This is a genomic window from Amycolatopsis thailandensis (genome assembly GCF_002234405.1).
Lineage (GTDB): Bacteria > Actinomycetota > Actinomycetes > Mycobacteriales > Pseudonocardiaceae > Amycolatopsis > Amycolatopsis thailandensis.
Window position 1 is genome coordinate 1 of the sequence record NZ_NMQT01000040.1, and the last position, 17,990, is coordinate 17,990.

At 68.5% G+C, this 17,990-nt stretch carries 18 protein-coding genes; 9 read left to right on the top strand and 9 right to left on the bottom strand.

Going from position 1 to position 17,990, the window contains the following annotated elements:
* Positions 1-147 precede the first annotated feature (147 nt).
* The 6 genes from mptB to CFP71_RS12785 all read right to left on the bottom strand — a co-directional run bounded on the left by mptB (position 148) and on the right by CFP71_RS12785 (position 9,349).
* On the bottom strand, positions 148-1,707 hold the full coding sequence (gene mptB, locus CFP71_RS12760) for a polyprenol phosphomannose-dependent alpha 1,6 mannosyltransferase MptB (protein ID WP_093934067.1): 1,560 nt from the start codon (positions 1,705-1,707) through the stop codon (positions 148-150).
* Between the two features lie 83 nt (positions 1,708-1,790).
* The gene (nikE, locus tag CFP71_RS12765) at positions 1,791-3,440 is read right to left on the bottom strand and encodes a nickel ABC transporter ATP-binding protein NikE (protein ID WP_093934068.1); all 1,650 of its coding nucleotides are present in this window, start codon (positions 3,438-3,440) and stop codon (positions 1,791-1,793) included.
* Positions 3,437-4,342: an ABC transporter permease gene (locus CFP71_RS12770; RefSeq protein WP_093934069.1), complete on the bottom strand. Its 906-nt coding sequence runs from the start codon at positions 4,340-4,342 to the stop codon at positions 3,437-3,439. The genes nikE and CFP71_RS12770 overlap by 4 nt, the downstream gene beginning before the upstream one ends.
* A complete protein-coding gene (locus CFP71_RS12775) occupies positions 4,339-5,370 on the bottom strand; it encodes an ABC transporter permease (RefSeq protein ID WP_093934070.1) in 1,032 nt (343 codons plus the stop codon). The genes CFP71_RS12770 and CFP71_RS12775 overlap by 4 nt, the downstream gene beginning before the upstream one ends.
* Before the next feature lie 9 nt (positions 5,371-5,379).
* On the bottom strand, positions 5,380-7,167 hold the full coding sequence (locus CFP71_RS12780; protein ID WP_093934071.1) for an ABC transporter substrate-binding protein: 1,788 nt from the start codon (positions 7,165-7,167) through the stop codon (positions 5,380-5,382).
* Between the two features lie 391 nt (positions 7,168-7,558).
* Entirely contained in the window at positions 7,559-9,349 is a 1,791-nt protein-coding gene (locus CFP71_RS12785) for a hypothetical protein (RefSeq protein ID WP_244199646.1), read from the bottom strand.
* A gap of 112 nt (positions 9,350-9,461) precedes the next feature.
* On the opposite strand from CFP71_RS12785, the gene CFP71_RS12790 reads away from it, so the two are divergent.
* The 3 genes from CFP71_RS12790 to CFP71_RS44115 are packed head-to-tail and all read left to right on the top strand — an operon-like array spanning position 9,462 to position 11,181.
* Positions 9,462-9,818 (top strand): cupredoxin domain-containing protein, encoded by a 357-nt coding sequence (locus tag CFP71_RS12790; RefSeq protein WP_093934073.1) that lies wholly within the window; start codon positions 9,462-9,464, stop codon positions 9,816-9,818.
* Positions 9,815-11,038, top strand: coding sequence for a hypothetical protein (locus CFP71_RS12795; protein WP_093934074.1), 1,224 nt, complete (start codon positions 9,815-9,817; stop codon positions 11,036-11,038). The genes CFP71_RS12790 and CFP71_RS12795 overlap by 4 nt, the downstream gene beginning before the upstream one ends.
* The gene (locus CFP71_RS44115; protein ID WP_167406098.1) at positions 11,035-11,181 is read left to right on the top strand and encodes a hypothetical protein; all 147 of its coding nucleotides are present in this window, start codon (positions 11,035-11,037) and stop codon (positions 11,179-11,181) included. Before CFP71_RS12795 ends, CFP71_RS44115 begins: the two co-directional genes overlap by 4 nt.
* Before the next feature lie 4 nt (positions 11,182-11,185).
* Here CFP71_RS44115 and CFP71_RS44630 read toward each other — a convergent pair whose 3' ends face one another.
* Positions 11,186-11,650 carry a hypothetical protein gene (locus CFP71_RS44630; protein WP_244199647.1) on the bottom strand — a complete coding sequence of 155 codons (465 nt, stop codon included), beginning with the start codon at positions 11,648-11,650 and terminating at the stop codon, positions 11,186-11,188.
* On the bottom strand, positions 11,640-12,206 hold the full coding sequence (locus CFP71_RS12805) for a TetR/AcrR family transcriptional regulator (protein ID WP_093934075.1): 567 nt from the start codon (positions 12,204-12,206) through the stop codon (positions 11,640-11,642). The genes CFP71_RS44630 and CFP71_RS12805 overlap by 11 nt, the downstream gene beginning before the upstream one ends.
* A 92-nt stretch (positions 12,207-12,298) precedes the next feature.
* Between CFP71_RS12805 and CFP71_RS12810 the strand changes: the two genes are divergently transcribed.
* Together CFP71_RS12810 and CFP71_RS12815 are read left to right on the top strand one after the other, a co-directional pair.
* Entirely contained in the window at positions 12,299-12,583 is a 285-nt protein-coding gene (locus CFP71_RS12810) for an antibiotic biosynthesis monooxygenase family protein (RefSeq protein WP_093934076.1), read from the top strand.
* Entirely contained in the window at positions 12,580-13,158 is a 579-nt protein-coding gene (locus tag CFP71_RS12815; RefSeq protein ID WP_093934077.1) for a DUF2867 domain-containing protein, read from the top strand. The genes CFP71_RS12810 and CFP71_RS12815 overlap by 4 nt, the downstream gene beginning before the upstream one ends.
* A gap of 644 nt (positions 13,159-13,802) precedes the next feature.
* On the opposite strand, the gene CFP71_RS12820 is transcribed toward CFP71_RS12815, so the two are convergent.
* Positions 13,803-14,249 carry a winged helix-turn-helix transcriptional regulator gene (locus CFP71_RS12820; RefSeq protein ID WP_093934078.1) on the bottom strand — a complete coding sequence of 149 codons (447 nt, stop codon included), beginning with the start codon at positions 14,247-14,249 and terminating at the stop codon, positions 13,803-13,805.
* Positions 14,250-14,338: 89 nt separating this feature from the next.
* Between CFP71_RS12820 and CFP71_RS12825 the strand changes: the two genes are divergently transcribed.
* The 4 genes from CFP71_RS12825 to sigJ all read left to right on the top strand — a co-directional run bounded on the left by CFP71_RS12825 (position 14,339) and on the right by sigJ (position 17,970).
* Entirely contained in the window at positions 14,339-15,520 is a 1,182-nt protein-coding gene (locus tag CFP71_RS12825; protein ID WP_093934079.1) for a thiolase family protein, read from the top strand.
* Positions 15,517-16,551: a (4Fe-4S)-binding protein gene (locus CFP71_RS12830; RefSeq protein WP_093934080.1), complete on the top strand. Its 1,035-nt coding sequence runs from the start codon at positions 15,517-15,519 to the stop codon at positions 16,549-16,551. The genes CFP71_RS12825 and CFP71_RS12830 overlap by 4 nt, the downstream gene beginning before the upstream one ends.
* A gap of 94 nt (positions 16,552-16,645) precedes the next feature.
* Positions 16,646-17,017, top strand: coding sequence for an FtsX-like permease family protein (locus tag CFP71_RS12835; RefSeq protein ID WP_244199648.1), 372 nt, complete (start codon positions 16,646-16,648; stop codon positions 17,015-17,017).
* 65 nt (positions 17,018-17,082) lie between these two features.
* Entirely contained in the window at positions 17,083-17,970 is an 888-nt protein-coding gene (sigJ, locus tag CFP71_RS12840) for an RNA polymerase sigma factor SigJ (protein ID WP_093934092.1), read from the top strand.
* The last annotated feature ends 20 nt before the right edge of the window (positions 17,971-17,990 follow it).

The following is a 17,990-nucleotide window of genomic DNA, read 5'->3' on the forward strand; positions in this document are numbered from 1 at the left end:
AAGTCTGTGAAGGCCTCCTTCCCTACCCTCAAGGTAGGGAAGGAGGCCTTCACTACTTCACGAACCAGAGGTCGGCCGCGATAAGCGACCCGACTTGGTGTCCCTGAAGGATTTTGATTCCCTCAAGGAGACCTGGACCAGCGGACGTCAGGAGCGAGGAGCCTCGGTGGGCAGGAACTGGTCCACCGGCTTCCCCCGCCAGGCGGCGATGATCCCCAGCGGATCCGGCCGCAGCAGCGAAGCGGCGGCGTACACGCTCGCGGCGACGACGCCGGCCATGAACCACCAGTCGTAGAGCGCCTGCTCCCCCGTCGGGTAGTACACCAGCGTCACGAACACCGACACCGCGACGACGACCGCGAGGTTCCGGCGACGCCATTCGAAGGCGGACAGAACGACGAAACCCCAGGTCAGGTACCACGGCAGCGATGGCGGCGGCACGATCGCGCCGGCCAGCAGGACGATCGCCATCCGGTGGATCGCCGGGTATCCCCCGTCGCGGGCCAGCCACCACTGCCAGCCGGCGAAGACGAACAGGCCGACCATCGCGATCGCCCGGAACACCGTGACGAACGGCGAGACCTCGACGTCGACCACCAGGTTCACCAGCGAGTAGAAGATCTCGCCGATCCCGGTCGGGAAGTTCATCCAGTTCGCGATCAGCGTCGGCGCCTTGAGACCGCCCAGCCAGCCGAGGTTGACCGAGCCGAGCGAGAGCCAGGTGCCCGCGACGAACACCGGCAGGAAGATCCCCACCGACGCGGCGCCCGCGCGGAGGAAATTGACCACCTTCCGGTCGCCGGGCAGGTGGTTCGCCCATACCCAGACCAGGAACGGCAGCGCCCAGGCCGCGGTGGGCTTGATCAGCATGCCGATGGTGACCAGGACGATCGCGACGACGTGCTTGCGCTCCAGCGCGGCCAGCACGCCGACGGTGAGGAAGCCCAGCATCAGCAGGTCGTTGTGCGGTCCGCCGACGAGGTGGATCACCGTCATCGGGCTGGCGATGGCGAGCCACAGGGTGATCGGCAGCTTGCCGCCGAGGTGCTTGACCAGCCGCGGCAGCGACCACAGCATCCCGATCAGGCCGATCATCAGCACCAGGCGGGTCGCGACGACGCCGGCGATCATGTCGTTGCCGGTGATCCCGACGATCCACTTCGCGAACAGCAGGAACAGCGGGCCGTACGGCGCGGGCGTGGTCTGCCACAGCGGGTGGACGTTCTGCACCACGTCCGGCAGCACGTCCAGTTCGGCCGGGCCGTTGGCGTACGGGTCGAGCCCGTTCAGCAGCTGCGCGCCCTGCGCGAGGTAGGAGAAGACGTCGCGGGTGAACAGCGGCGGCGAGACCAGCAGCGGCGTCATCCAGCACGCGGCGGCGATGACGATCGGGCGGCTGCCGATCCGGCCGGCCAGCGCGTAGCGGCCCAGCCGGACCCAGGCCCAGATGATCAGCGCGAAGCCCGTGTAAAGCATCGTGTTGGCGAGCATGCGGCCATGGCCGTAGCGGATCCACGACAACGGTCCGTGCCCCAGGATCGGGTCACGGATGAGGATGCCGCCGGCGCCGAGCGCGGCCAGCATCAGCAGCGTGCTGCCTATCGTCCCCATCGCGATGGTGCGGTACGGGAACCGGGAAGGCACCCGGAGCCGCTCGCCGAGCGAGCCGGACGAGGGCGTCTGCGGGGTGTCTGTCGTGGTCGCCATTTCGAGATTGGAGGTTACACACCGCGCCTGTGCGAGTGCGCGGCAATGGGTGCTTCCCGGGTCGGGGGCGGGGTTCCCTTCGTTCAGCGGTCGATCGTCTCTCGCTGAGCGGTACCACCGGGCAACGCGGCGAGCAGCGACTTCGTGTAGTCGTGCTTCGGGTCCAACAAGACCTCTTCGACGGTGCCGTCCTCCACCAGCTCCCCGCGGTACATCACGGCGACCCTGTCGGCGATGTTCCAGGCCAGCCCGAGGTCGTGGGTGATCACGAGCCCGGCGAGACCCAGCTGACGCCGCAGACGCAGCAGCAGCGCCAGGATCTCCCCCCGCACCGACGCGTCGAGCGACGCCACCGGCTCGTCGGCCACGAGGACGCCCGGGTCCAGTGCGAGCGCGCCCGCGATGACCACTCGCTGCCGCTGCCCGCCGGACAGCTCGTGCGGGAGCCGGTCGAGGAACTTCTCCGCGGGCCGCAGTTCGGCCGCTTCGAGGGCCTTGGTGACGATCTCGTGCTCGTTCGCGCCCAGTCCGTGGATGCGGGGGCCTTCCGCGACGGCCTCGTACACCGTGTGGTTCGGGTTCAGCGCGCTGGTCGGATCCTGTAGCACCAACTGCACCTGACGCCGGTACGCCTTGAGCCCGGCGCCGCCGAGCGGGACCGGCTTGCCGTCGTACCGGACGGCGCCCGAATCGGGTTTCTGCAGGCCGAGCAGCGTTCGGGCGAGCGTCGTCTTGCCCGAACCGGACTGCCCGACCAGGGCGACGATCTCGTCCTTGCGCACCTGGAGGCTCACGCCGGCGACGGCGTCGATGCGCTTGCCGGCGCGGTCGCGGAAACTGACGCGCAGGTCCTCGGCCTCCAGCAGCGCTGGCCGCTCGCCGTCGCGTTCCGGTTCCGGCGGCAGCGGTGTGCTCGTGGCGGGCGCGAACCGCGACACCGGGTCGCCGACGGTCGGGAACGCGGCCGCCAGCGCCTTGCTGTGCTCGTGGCGCGGCGCGCTCATCAGTTCCGCGCTCGGCCGTTCCTCGACGATCTCGCCGTCGTACATCACCGCGATCCGGCGGCAGGTCGCGGCGAGCACCGACAGGTCGTGGCTGATCATGATGAGCCCGATTCCCTGTTCGGCGACCAGCCTGCCCAGCAGGTCGAGCACCTGGGCCTGGACGACGACGTCGAGCGCGGTCGTCGGCTCGTCCGCGATGATCAGCCGCGGCGAGCAGGCCAGTGCCATCGCGATCATGACGCGCTGCTTCTGCCCACCGGACAGCTCGTGCGGGTACGCCCCGGCGCGGCCGGGCGGCAGGTCGACCTGTTCGAGCAGTTCCGCGACCTTGGCCCGCACCTCGCTCTCCGACGGCGCCTTGCCACCGGGTGGGTGCAGGCGGATCGGCTCGGCGATCTGCTCGCCGATCTTGCGGACCGGGTTGAGCGCGTGCATCGCGCCCTGGAAAACGACCGAGGCCTCGGCCCAGCGCACCGCGCGCAGCCTGCCCCATTTCATGGCCGTGACGTCTTCGCCGTCGAGCAGGATCTCGCCAGTGACCTTCGCCGAACGCGGGAGCAGCCGCAGCACGCTCATCGCGACCGTCGACTTCCCCGACCCCGACTCTCCCGCCACGCCGAGCGTGTCACCGGGTTCGAGCACCAGGTCGACGCCCCGGACGGCGGCGACCTCGCCGCCGCCGGTGGCGTAGGTGACGCCGAGGTTCTTCAGTTCCAGCAAGGGGCTCATGAGTGCTGTCCCTTCAGTCGCGGGTTCAGCACGGTTTCCAGCGCACGTCCGACGAGGGTGAAACCGAGGACGATCACGACGATCGCGATACCCGGCGGCAGCAGATTCCACCAGGCGCCCCGGGTGATGGCTCCGTTGTTCAGCGCGCTCTGCAACATCGCGCCCCAGGAGATGGAGTTCGGGTCACCGACCCCCAGGAAGGCGAGCGTGGCGTCCGCGATGACGGCGTTGCCGACCACGAGCGTGGTGTTGGCGAGCACGAGCGGCATGACACCGGGCAGCACGTGTTTGCCGACGATGTGCAGATGTCCCCCGCCGAGCGCCTTCGAGCGCTCGATGTACGGCCTGCTCTCGATGGTCAGGGTCTGCGCCCGGACCAACCGCGCGGTGCTCGGCCACGCGGTGACCCCGATGGCGATGATGACGGTCGCCGTGTTCCGGTCGAGGACGGCCGCCAGGACCACGGCCAGCACCAGCGACGGCAGCACCAGGAAGAAGTCGGTGAACCGCAGCAGCAGGCTGGAGAGCCAGCCGCCGAAATGCGCGGCCGCGATCCCGATGATCGTGCCGATCAGCACCGAGAGGAACGCGGCGGAGAATCCGACGAGCAGGGAGATCCTCGCGCCCCAGTACGTCATCAGGAGGACGGACCGGCCGTCGATGTCGGTGCCGAGCCAGAACTCCCCGCTCGGGGGCTCCAGCGGACCACCGGTGACCTTGGTGACGTCGAGGCCGGACTCGTCGGTCAGGACCGGCGCCAGGATCGCCAGCACGGTGATGAGACCGAGGAAGATCAAGCCGGTCAGCCCGGCCTTGTTGGCCGCGAACTCGCGCCAGTGTTTCGCCACCGCCGCCCGGCGACGGCGCCAGGCGATCGTGCTCGGTTTGTCCGTGGCGGTCATGCCGTCCGCACCCTCGGGTCGAGTACGCGGTAGAGCAGTTCCGCGAACAGGTTCATCACCACGACCGCACCGGCCAGAACCACGAATACTCCTTGCAGGAGAGGAAGATCCGGCCCCTGGAGCGACGTGTAGAGCAGCTGGCCGAGGCCGGGCCAGCTGAACACGGCCTCCACCGAGACCGCACCGGACACCACCATGCCGAACTGGATGAAGATGAGTGTGACGGTCGGCAGAAGGGCGTTGGGCACCGCGTGCTTGCGCCGGACCAGGTCGTCCCGCAACCCCTTCGCCCGCGCGGTGGTGAGGTAATCGGAGTTCATCTCCCCGATGAGGGACGACCGCATCACGAGCATGTACTGGGCGTAGAAGACCACGAGCAGGGTCAGACAGGGCAGCACCAGGTGGTGCAGGACGTCGAGGCCTTCGGAGAAGAACCCCGGCTCGACGTCCGGGGAGTGCATGCCGCGGCTGGGGAAGAGCCCGTTCGTGGCGACCAGCAGGATGAGCCCCAGCCAGAACTGCGGCACCGACCACAGCGTGAGCGCGATCCCGGTCTGGACGCGGTCGAAGGAGCTGTTGCGACGCCAAGCGGCGCGGATGCCGAGCCACAGACCGAGCAGGATCGCGAGCACCGTCGCGCTGCCGACGAGCAGGATGGTCGGCCACAGCCGTTCCCCGATCAGGCCGGCGACCGGCTGCCGCAGGATGTAGGACTGGCCCATGTCACCGGTCAGCAGACCGGTGATGTAGTCCCAGAACTGCACCAGCAGGGGCTTGTCCACGCCCATCTGCTCGCGCAGTTCCGCCATCATCTTCGCGTCGGTCGGCCGGTCGCGGACCATGGTCCGGACCGGGTCGCCGGGCAGCATCCGGAACAGGAAGAAGCCGAGGACGACCACCAGGACGAGGCTGGCCACCGCCTCGCCGATCTTGGTGAGGACGAACCGGGCGGTGCCGGTCCCGCCTCGGCGCTCGTCGGGGTCGACGAGCGCCGAGGGCTGATCGAGGGAACTGAGTGCTTCGGTCAACGCTGTCCTTTACTCCCGGTCGTCGGCCGACTTGCCGCGCCGCCCGAGCAGCACGCCGCCGCCGACGAGCACCACGAGCACGACCGCGCCGATGCCGATCCACAGTCCGGTGTTGCTTCCGCCGTCCTCCGAGCTCGCCCCGGCCGCGTCGGCCGGAGTGGCGCCGTAGACGCCCCAGTAGCCGGACTGCTCGAGGATCGCGCCGTCGGGCTGCGGCTGTTTGGTGAACGAGGAGAACTTGTCCGAACGGTAGGCCTCGAGCACGTTGTCGTAGTCCAGGACGACGTCGACGTACTCCCCCGCCAGGATCGCCTGGGCCTGCTTGACGATCTCGGCGCGCTTGGCCGGGTCGAACTCGGTCAGCTGCTTCTTGTACAGGTCTTCGTAGCGCGGGTCGCAGAAGAACGTCGCCGAGCTGCCGCCGTTGCCCTGGGCGTTCGGGCGGCCGGCGCAGGTGTTCAGGCTCAGCGCGTAGTCCGGGTCGGGCGAGGTGCCGTAGCCGGAGATCGCGAGGTCGTAGTTGCCCGCGGTGGTGCGGTCGTCCACCTCGTCGTCGGAGACGAGCTCCTGCTTGACGCCGATGCCGATGTCCTTGAGCCAGCCGCTGACGAACTGGACGGTGCGCTGGTCGAACGGCCGGTTCGCGTGACCGGCGAGGCGGAACTCCAGCTTCGCGCCGCCGGGGGCGACGCGGATGCCGTCCGCTCCCTTGGCGTAGCCCGCCTGGTCGAGGGTGGCGTTCGCGGCCGCGATGTCGAACTTCGTCTTCTCGGCGTCGGACGGGGTCCAGTTGTAGGTCTTGTAGATCGCCGGCACGACACCGGTCCCGGGCTGGCCGTAGCCGTTCATGACCTTGTCCACGATGGACTTGGTGTCGATGGCCTGCGCGATCGCCTTGCGGACGCGGACGTCCTTCAGGATCGGGTTTCCGTCACCGATCGGCTGGTCGACCACGTTCTTGACGCCGAAGTTGATGATGAGCTCGTTGTACCGGCGGCCGGGGGCCTTGTTCGTGGTGATGTTCTTCTCGCCCTTGAGCGCGTCGAACTGCGTCGGCGTGAGCCGGTTGATGACGTCGACCTCGCCCTGCTTCAGCGCGTTCACCGCCGCCTCGGCGTCCTTGAACTGGAGCAGCTGGAGTTCGTCGACCTTGGGCGCGCCGCGCCAGTAGTCCTTGTTCGCCTTGAACTTCACGAACTCGTTCTTCTTGTACTCGGTCAGCAGGTACGGCCCGCTGCCGACTCCGACGACGGCCATCTCGTCGGTCGAGGGGGCGTTGAGGTCCTTGATCGGCTCCCAGATGTGCTTGGGAACGATCGGGACGTCGAGCGAGGTCATGCTCGACTGCGGTGCCTTGGTCTTGATGACGAGCGTCTTGTCGTCCGGCGCCGACACCGACGCGAAGTTGCTGACGTAGCTGCCGTTCGCGGTGCGGGCGTTCTCGTCGTCGAGCATCCGCTGGAAGGTGTACGCGGGATCCTGCGCGGTGACCGGCTTGCCGTCGGACCACTTCATCCCCTGGCGGATGGTGAAGGTCCAGGTGAGCTTGTCGTCCGACGTCGTCCACGACTCGGCCACGCCACCCGTGGGCTGGGTGTCCTCGGCCGAGGGCAGGGTCAGGAACTCGTAGTTGAACCGGCCGACCTGCGTCGCCGCCGACAGCTGGGCGGTGAAGGGGTTCAGGTGGTCGATCCCGGTCGTGAGCGCCACCCGGAGGACCTTGCCCTGTTGCTGCGCCGCCGCGGCGGGCACGAACGGCACCGTCGCGACCGCCGAAGCGGCGAGGACCGCGACCACGCGAAGACCGCGCCGTCGCTTCGGAAAACGCTCTGTGCGCACGAAGACCACCCCATCGAAATTCGCTGTGTCCCAACCCCCGAGGCGGAAAAGTAACCACATGTCGCGGTAACCGCGCAATGACTCGCCAATACCGATCGTGCACAGCGGATGCCGTCGCGTGGTCAACAGCTACTTTACGCTTCAATGACGTCGCACTGAGTCACCGTTTCGGCGCGCGAACCGGCGACACGTGCGGTGTCCTGGGTATTCAAGGGAAGCCTGCTTGCAAAAGGCTTGCGCGCGATGATGCTCAATCGATACGTGCGACGAAGTGAGAGCAAAGCGTTTCGTCCTCCGGATGCGGTAGTTGCGTGTGCAAGTACCGCATCCAGAGGACGAAACGCGGGGGTCAGCCGACGGAGACCTCACGCCGTCGCGCGGTGGCGGCACCCGCGTACAGCCACGCGAACAGCGCCCACATGCCGGCGAAGATCAACCCGACGGTGGCGTACGCGATCGTCCACAGCACGGCGGGCGTCTCCGACTTCCGTTCCCGCTGGAGGAACTCGATCTCGGACATGAACGGCCGCGAACCGGACGACGCTTCGATCGACGGGGCGTTCGCGGCGGGGTCGGCGGGCGCGTAGATCGGGGCAAGCCCCATCATCCGATTCGGTACGTGCACGCGGATCCCGGTCTTCCACTGGCCGAACACCGGCAGCGGCTCGACAGTGCGGTACACACCGTCGCCGATCTTCTCCAGCGGCGCGGTGAAGAAGTCGCCGCCTTGCCAGGCGAAGCCGTTGAGCCAGACGGAGTCGTCGGCCAGATCGGGCCGCGAGATCGTGACGGTCGCGTCGACCCACCGGGGCGTGCCGCCACCGTGCGGGTTCGAAATCGGCTGTCCGGCCGCGGCCTCGGTCAGCCGGACGTCCGCGGTGAAGTCCGCTTCCGGATCCTGCGGGACGGCCACCGCCGACATCAGGACGACCGCGCCCAGCGCGCCGACGAGCCCGACCACGTGCCGGGGACCGGCCGCGGGCACCAGCGTCGCCGTCTCCTCCACTCGCTGGTACTGCCAGACGCCGATGAACGCGCCCGCGAGTGCCGCGCCGGTCCCGAACAGGACGAACAACGGCAGATGGGCGGTCGGCCACGGGTTCGGCATCAGCCACCGGGTGAACGCCGCCTCGGCGAGCATCCCGGCCGTCCCCACGAGCAGACCGGCGACGGCGGCGAAGGTGTAGCCCTGCCGGTTGCGCATCGCGAGCGCGACGACCTCGATGATCACCGCCTCGGCGACGTACGGCAGCAGCGATGCCACGTGCAGGTCGGCGAACAGCGGGAGGACGGTGAAGGACGCGCGAGTGACCAGGAAGACGGCGACGACGATCAGCGCGCCACCCGGACCCCAGGACAGTCGTCCGTAGGTCAGCGTCCAGGCGCCGATCAGGCCGACGAGCACGACCTGGGACAGCATCGGGAACTGCGGGACGCCGAGGTCGAACTCCATGAGGAACGCCGACGCGCCCATCATCCAGGCACCGGCGAGCACCGGGCCGAGCAGGCGCACGATCGGTCCGGTCGCGCCGACCTGACGCGCCTCGCCGAGCAGCAGCTGGAGACCCAGCACGACACAGACGCCGCCACCGATCATCAGGACGTGGGTCGGTCCCCATTCGGTGACGTCCTGGCCGAACAGCCGGTGCCAGACGTCGTCGAGCGGGAACCCGGCGATGCCGACCAGACCGGTCGCCATCATCTGGATGGAGCCCATCGGCGCCTTCCAGTGTGGGCCGATCTTGAACGTCCTCTTGGGCAGATCCTTGGTCGCCAGGGTCGCGCTGAGCACACCGCTGGCGAAGATACCCATCAGTCCGAAGTAGATCGGGTAGTGCGACGGGTTCGCCAGCGGGCCTTCGTCGCGGCCGAGCTCCATGTGGATCGGGACGTCCCAGTAGACGCCGATCAGCGCCGACATCCCGGACAGGAAGGCGACGAACATCGGCAGCGCCGCCCAGCGCGGCAAGCCGCTCAAGTCGCCCATCCAGTCGGCGACGCGGCCGACGACGGTCCGCTTCCCCGCGCGCTCGCGGAGGACGAAGACAGCCAAGGGCAGGAAGACCGCGGTGAACATCAGGCCCGCGATGACGATCTGCCCGAATTGCGCACCGCCGGCAGGCGGGCTCTCCTGAGCCATGAACACCGTTGTTCGCCTTCCTGCTAACCTGAGTAACTGTTACCTTGGGGTAACACGATAGGGGCACGGCCTCGGCCAGGCAAGCCGGGGCGTACGACTTGAAGGGACCTCGATGCGGAGGATCTGCGGGATCACCGTGGCGGCACTGCTGGCCGTGGCCGGCTGCTCGGGAACGAGCGGGTCCGAACCCGCCCCGGGCACCGGCACCAAGACGGTGAAGTTCTCGATCGCCGAGGGCAAGCGCACGGCGGGCCCGGAGGAGGTCGCGGTGCGCACCGGCGAGAACGTCGCACTGGAGGTCACCTCCGACCAGGCGGACGAACTGCACGTCCACGGTTACGACAAGGCCGCTCAGCTGGCACCCGGGGTTCCGGGGACGGTCTCCTTCACCGCGAACATCGACGGGATCTTCGAGGTGGAACTGCACAAGAGCGGCGCGGCGGTGACCAAGCTCCGGGTCGGCGGATGATCCTGGCGCACGGTCTCGGCGGCCGGTCCGATCTGCCGGTCCCGCTGTGGCTCGCGCTCTACGCGGCAGCGGCGGCCGTCGTGGTCTCGTTCTTCGCGCTCACCGCGCTCTGGAAGGAACCCAAACTCCGCGGCGCCGACGCCGGCCGCGCACTCCCCCTCGGCCTCGAACGGTTCATCGACGGCGCGTTCTCCCGGGTCGCGTCACGCGTGGTCGGCGTGGCGTTGTTCGCGGGCTTCCTCGTGATGGCGTGGGCCGGCCCCGCCGATTCGGCCGACAATCCCGCTCCGGCGTGGTTCTACGTCTGGTTCTGGGTCGGCCTGGTCCCGCTTTCACTGCTGTTCGGCCCGGTCTGGCGACGACTGAATCCACTGAGGACGGTCGCGTCGCTGATTCCCTTCCGGCACCGCGAGCTTTCGGACCGGCTGGGCTACCTGCCCGCGATCGTCGGCCTCTTGGCGTTTCTTTGGCTGGAACTGGTCTACCCGCACTCGGACTCGCCGAAAGCGATCGCCCTGTTCTGCACCGTGTATGCCGTTATACACATTGCGCTCGGGGTGGTCTTCGGTCCGCGCTGGTTCGATCGCGCCGACGCTTTCGAGGTCTACGCCCGCCTGATCGCGGCCCTCTCCCCCTTCGGCAGGCGCGGCGACGGGCGTCTGGTCGTCCGGAATCCACTGGACGGCTTGCTCACCATCTCCCCCGCGCCGTGGCTGACCGCACTGGTCCTGGTCGTGCTCGGTTCGACGGCGTTCGACGGCCTGACCCGGCTCCCCTTCTGGACGTCGCTGGACGCCGGCGTCCTCGGCGGCACCGCCGGGCTCGCGGCCTGCGTCGCGCTCACTTACGGCGCCTACGCCGGCGCCATCAGCCTGACCAGGCCGTACCTACGGCGAGGGTTCGACCCGTATCCCGCGTTCGCGCCGTCGCTGATCCCGATCATGGTCGGCTACACCGTCGCGCACTACTTCTCGTTCGCCGTGTTCTCCGGGCAGCAGGGCTTCGGCCGCGCGATCGACTACACGGTCGTCTCGACCGGGGTGATCGCGCTGGTGCAGATCGCCGGAATCGTCGTCGGGCACGTACTGGCCGTAACCTCGGCACATGATCGTTCCGTCGGCGTGCTGCGCGCGAACTACGTCAAGGTGGGCCAGTACCCCATGCTGGCACTGATGATCGGCTACACCGCGCTCGGGATCGCGCTGGTCTCCGGCTCATGACCATCGCGGCGCGGGTGATGATGATGCACCAGGGCGGCTGGGACGAAATCCTGATCTTCGTCGGCCCCGTGGTGATCATCGGGCTGCTCGTCTACGTCGCGCGCAAGCAGGTCCCGACGGCGCCCGAAGAGGACGACGACTAGCGCGTCACTCGACCGGGACGTAATCGCCACCGGCCTGGGCCGCGACAAGACTGGGGCGAGTGGTCGCACTGCCCAGGAAGCGACCTTGGACGACGCGGACATAGGAGCCGTCCAGCGGGAAGACAAGCACGAACTTCGCTCCGTCGTTCCCGCGCAGGACGACTCCTTTCCTCAGGTTGTCGAGGAATTCGATGATGTCGCGTTCGATCTCCTCCGCGAACTCGCACTGCTTGTCCTGCGACAGGTCGTACAGATCGGTGTCGATGTCGTAGGTGGCGCGCTTGCCGGTCACGGGGTCCAGGGCCTCGAAGGCCAACCCGAGCCAGCGCCGCGGTTCGACGTCCACGGCGGCCTTCCAGATCGCTCCGCTGAGCTGCCATCTCGGCCCGGCGACCTCGACCGCCCACGTGGCGGTTTCCCGAAGCTCGCGCAGGAAGGCGAGAAGCCGGTGGCCCGCGTCAGCCGTCATGACCGGGAACGCCACCGAGAATCAGGCTCCCGGCCAGTTCGGTGACCTCGTCCCGGCTGCGTCCGCCGTGATCGGCGGCCATGAAGTGCTTGCCGATCAAGAGCGAGAACGCGAGCAGGCAGCGGGCTTCGACCTCGTCCTCGTCGGTGAAGATCTCGAGCATGAGCGAACGCAGATAGTCCATCCGCCGGTTGTCGACCCGCCGGAGCCGTTCGGCCACCTCGGAGTCACGCCGGGCCCAGTCCCGGATCGCGAGGTCGATCGGCAACACGCGGTCGCCCGCGAGCAGCCCGGCACGCCGGATCTTCGCCCTGGCGTCCCCGCCCTCGCGCTCGACGGTCTCGAACATCAACTCGGTGCTCATCCGCTCCCAGGTTGCGAGCATTCCGTCGAGCAGCGCGCCCCGGTCGGCGAAATGACCGTAGAAGCCGCCTTTGGTGACACCCAACGCTTTCGCGAGCGCCTCGACACGGACGGCGCCGGGCCCTCCGGCGGCCAGGGCGAGCAGTCCCGCGTCGATCCAGGCGCTCGGCGGGGTCCGGGTTTCTGCGGCCATGCGATCACCGTATCTCCCGTCACTCCGGCACCACGAAGACGATATATACGCTACCGTATAGATGGCGGAGTTCACTGGGAGGAACCAACGACATGACTGTCGGATTCGTGGCAACGCACTACCCGCACGCCGACCATCACGACGAATTCGTCGCACGAGTGCGGCGAGTCGCCGGCGTGCTGAGCTCCACTCCGGGCTGTCTCGGCGCGGAATGCTGGGTCACCGCCGCGGGTGACGCCGTGGTGTCGATCGCGCGCTGGGAATCCGCGGCGGCGCAGGCCGCATCGATGCAGGCCCTTGGCTCCGCGGACGTGGACGTCGCCTTCGACGACCGCGAGATCCGCCCGCGCGAGATCGTCCAGCTGGTGTCGGCATGAAACTCGCGGACACGGCCCACACCACGCGTTCCTGGCGGATCCACGAAATCGCCGGGGACTTCGCCCTCGAGGACGTCTGGGCGCTGGACACGCCCGGCGGACCCGACGATTTCGACAAGCTGGTGAAGCAGTTCTCGTCGGGGAACTTCCCCGACGGGGCACCGCTCCCGGTCCGGGCGCTGTGGGCGCTGCGCTGGAAGCTCGGCGGATTGCTCGGACTGGACGAGCGGAGTTCCGGCCTCGACGCCCGGGTGGGATCGCTTCGCGACCGGCTGCCCGACGACTTGCGTGGCACGCCGACGGGGCCGGACGAGGACTGGCTCCCGTTCACCCCGCTCTACCGGCTCGACGACGAATTCGCCGCCGAGATGGCGAACCGGACCATGCACGGCGTCCTGCACATCGCATGGGTCGAGGACGGCCAGGGCGGGTATCGCGGCCAGATGGCGGTACTGGTCAAACCCAACGGTGTGTTCGGCCGGGCGTACATGGGATTCATCAAGCCGTTCCGGTACACGATCATCTATCCGGCACTCATGCGGATGATCGCGCGGGAATGGAAGACCCGCGGCTGACGATTGCCCCACTTGGGTACATGAAGGCCGCTTCCTTGCGTCCAGCGCCAGGGTCTCGGCAAAGTCGCCTCTCCGCTGGTCAGGGAGGTTGTGAAAGCCACTTTCGCAACGCTGAAGGTTGCGAAAGTGGCTTTCGCGACACTGCGAACTGAGTCCCCTGAAACGCTTTGGCCGCCGAACCGGAGCGATCCCCGACACCACTCACGTGCAGGTCGGTCCAGGTGGTCGTGAGTGACGTTTCGGGTCAGAGCGGACCGGTGTTTACCTACCCACAGCCGAACTGGGCGAGAGTGGTGGTTCCGAGGCTGCAAGGGCGCGACGATGTAGGAATTGGGACGTTCAACGTCCCAATTCCTTCACCGTGGGGGCCGCCCCGGCTTCGGACCTTGATCAACGGAGGATCCGGGACACTCAACGTCCCCGATCCTCCGTTGATCAAGGTCGCGCCAGGCGCGACCGGTGACCAGAGCCAGGACATTCACCGCCCCGACTCCCACACCAACCAGACCGAGCGTGGAAGATCCGGGACATTGAACGTCCCAAATCCTCCACACTCGCCGGTCACACACTCCGGCCGGGCGTGAAGGTCGGCGCGCGAGCGATCCGACGCCAGTCGCTTGCCCCGCCAGAACCCTCCTCACCGCTCAAGAATCGCGAGTGCGCCGACTGCTCCGCACCAGCGTCATGTCCTTCTCCCGCACAGGTTCTCGGCAGTGCGCGCACACCGTCTCCGGCGCGAGTTCCTCACCGCACGCGTGGCGCCACACCGTCGGCGGCGGCCCTTCCGTGACATACCGGTCGCCCCACGCCATCAGGTTCAGCAGCACATGGTTGAGAGCGTGCCCCGCCTCCGTGAGCACGTACTCGTAGCGCGGCGGATGCTCCTCGTAGAGCCGCTTTTCGAGGATTCCCGTCTCGACGAGCTTGCGCAGCCGCGCGGTCAGGATGTCGCGGCTCGCCCCGGTGTTGCGGACGATCTGGTCGAATCGCCGCGCCCCGAAGAACACTTCGCGCAGCGCGAGCAGGCTCCAGCGCTCCCCGATCACCTCCATCGCGTTGGCGATCGAGCAGTCCCTCGGTCCTTCGGTCATGCGACCAGCGTAAACCCAGTGAGTCTTGATTTCCAACCCACTCGATGCCACAGTGAGTTGGAGATCCCAACTCACTACTGGAGGCAGCCGTGCACGACGCGGTCATCGTCGACGCCGTCCGTACCCCGATCGGCAAGGGCAAGCCCGGCGGCGCCCTGCACGAGATCCACCCGGTCCAGCTGCTCGCCCACACGTTGCGGGCACTCGTCGACCGCAACGGAATCGACCCGGCGCTGATCGACGACGTCATCGGCGGCGCGGTAGACCAGGTCGGTGAGCAGGCTCAGAACGTCACGCGATGGGCGGCGCTCGCGGCCGGACTGCCCGAAACCGTGCCCGCGACCACCGTCGACAGGCAGTGCGGGAGCAGCCAGCAAGCCGTGCACTTCGCCGCGCAGGGCGTGATGGCGGGTGCTTACGACATCGTCATCGCCTGTGGTGTCGAGTCCATGAGCCGCGTCCCGATGTGGTCGAACGTGCTGCCGGGCACCGATCCCCTCGGCCCCGGCGTCGCGGAGCGCTATCCCGAAGGTCTGGTGCCCCAGGGGATCAGCGCGGAACTCATCGCCGCGAAGTGGTCGCTCAGCCGGGAGGCGATGGACGAGTTCGCCGTCTCTTCGCACCGGAAGGCGGCGCGAGCGCACGAACTCGGGCGGTTCGCGAGCCAGATCGTGCCGATCGAGACGCCGTCGGGCCTCGTGTCCACCGACGAGTCCGTCCGCCCGGGTACCGACCTCGAAACACTGGCGAAACTCCGACCGGCGTTCCAGGACCCGGCCGTGGCCGCGCGATTCCCGCAGATCGACTGGTCGGTGACCGCGGGCAACAGCAGCCCGATCAACGACGGCGCGTCCGCGGTCCTCATCACCTCCAGCGAGACCGCGGCCCGGCTGGGCCTCCGTCCCCGCGCCCGCCTGCACAGTTTCGCGGTCACCGGGTCCGATCCGCTGCTCATGCTCACCGGCGTCATCCCGGCGACGGAGAAGGTGCTGCGGCGCGCGGGGTTGCGCCTGTCCGACATCGGCCTGTTCGAGATCAACGAGGCGTTCGCCAGTGTCGTACTGGCGTGGCAGCAGGAGATCGGGGCCGATCCGGCCAAGGTCAACGTCCACGGCGGCGCGATCGCGCTGGGCCATCCGCTCGGCGCGAGCGGGACCCGGCTGATGGGCACACTGGTCAACGCGTTGCACCACCACGGCGCCCGGTACGGGCTCCAGGCGATGTGCGAAGGCGGCGGCCAGGCCAACGCGACCATCCTGGAGGCGTTGTGACCGGCCGGCTGCCCAGGAAACTCGCGGACCATCCGTCGGTGCAGGCGGTGCTCGCCAACCCTAGCGACAAGCCGTCTCCGGTGATCGACGCGGCCTGGCTCAAGGACATCTGCCTGGCCGCGGGCGCCGACGACGCGGCCGCCGTCTCGCTCGACCACCCGGATCTGGCAGGCGAACGCGAGCACGTCCTGCGGGCACTTCCCGGCACCAAGACCCTCGTCTCGCTCGTGGTGCGGATGAACCGCGACAACGTCCGGTCCCCCGCCCGCAGCGTGGCGAACCAGGAGTTCCACCGCGGCGGCGAAATCATCAACGAGGCCGGTCACACCATCGTCCGCGCGCTACAGGACGCCGGCCACCGCGCGATCAACCCGTCGGCGACGTTCCCGATGGAGATGGAGCACTACCCCGGCCGGATCTGGGTGGTCGCGCACAAGACCGTCGCCGTCGCGGCCGGGCTCGGCGCCATGGGACTGCACCGCAACGTGATCCACCCGAAGTTCGGCAACTTCGTGCTCTTGGCGACCTTGCTGCTCGACGCCGAGGTGTCCGAACACGGCGAAGCCCTCGACTACAACCCCTGCCTGGACTGCAAGCTGTGCGTCGCGGCCTGCCCGATCGGAGCCATCTCGAAGACCGGCGAGTTCGACTTCGTCGCTTGCTCGACGCACAACTACCGCGAGTTCATGAGCGGATTCACCGACTGGGCGCAGACCGTGGCCGACAGCGAGGACGCCGCCGACTTCCGGTCGAGGGTGACCGACTCGGAGAACGTGTCGATGTGGCAGAGCCTCGCGTTCAAGCCGAACTACAAGGCCGCGTACTGCATGGCCGTCTGCCCGGCGGGTGAAGACGTGCTCGGGCCCTACCTCGACGACCGGCGAGGCTTCCTCGGGAACGTGGTGAAACCGTTGCAGGACAAGGTGGAGACCCTGTACGTGCGGGAGGGTTCGGCGGCGAAGGCCTACGCCGAGCGCCGCTTCCCGCACAAGCCGGTGAAGGAGGTCGACGGCGGCTACCCGAAACGGTAGGGCCGGCCCCACCTCGCACACGGGGGCCTGTCCCCTGTCCGGCGCCGTCGGCTCTCCCTAACCTGGCGGCAAACCCCTGGGGAGGGCAGTCCGCATGATCGCGACCAAACTGGTTTTCTCGTCGCTCCGCCGTCGCCCGACCGGGTTCATCGCGAGCTTCGTCGCGTTGTTCTTCGGTGCCACGATCCTGATGACCTTCGCGTCCCTTTTGGACACTCGGACGACCGCCGGACCCGACGCCGGGAGAACGCTGTTGCTCATGGCGAGCGTCGTCGGGGGCTGGGGAATGGTGATCGTCCTGTTCGCGACCCTCTCGACGCTGTCGCTGTTGATCCGGCAGCGCGCTCCGGAGCTGGCGTTGCTCAAGAGCGCCGGAGCGACGCCGTCGCAGATCGGCCGGATGATCGTCGGCGCGGCGGCGAACGCTCTCCGTTCGTCGGCGATCCAGGCGGCCACCCGCGGCTGAAGGCCTGTCACATCTTCGCTCCCCCACACGTCAGGGTTACGACTGATCGATGAAGGATGGGGACCGTGGACGAACACGACTGGCTGGCGCGGCGCTTCGAAGGGCACCGGACGCACCTGAGGGCGGTGGCGTACCGGATGCTCGGTTCGCTGAGCGAGGCGGACGACGCCGTGCAGGAGGCTTGGCTGCGCTTGAGCCGGTCGGACGCCGACGACGTGGACAACCTCGGCGGCTGGCTGACCACCGTCGTCGGCCGGATCTGCCTCGACATGCTGCGCTCGCGCAAGTCGCGGCAGGAAGATCCGGTCGGCGCGCAGCTGCCCGACCCGATCATCGGCCGCGAAGGCGGGGTGGACCCGGAACACCAGGCCTTGCTGGCGGACTCGGTCGGGCTGGCGCTTCTGGTCGTGCTCGACACCCTGGACCCCGCCGAGCGGCTCGCGTTCGTACTGCACGACATGTTCGCCCTGCCGTTCGACGAGATCGCGCCGATCGTGGGCCGGTCCTCCGCGGCGACCCGGCAGCTCGCCAGCCGTGCCCGCCGCCGTCTGCGGGGCTCGCCGACGGTCCCCGACGCGGACCTGAGCCGCCAGCGGGCGGTCGTCGACGCGTTCTTCGCCGCGGCACGGGACGGTGACTTCGACGCGCTGGTCTCGGTGCTCGACCCGGACGTCATCCTGCGTTCCGAGGGCGGCGCGGCTCCGGCGGGGACCTCGCGCTTCGTGCGCGGGGCGGCCACGGTCGCGAGCCAGGCGCTCATGTTCCGGGCCACGGGTGCCGGCGGTGTCCTCCGGCCGGCGCTGGTCAACGGCGCGGCGGGGATGGTCGTCACCAAGGACGGCGTCCCGGCGACGGTCTTCGCGTTCACCGTCGTGGACGGGAAGATCGCGGCGATCGACATCCTCGCCGATCCGGGCCGCTTGGCCGCCCTGGACTTCGATCCCCTCGGCTGAGGTGTCATGAAGGGTCCCCT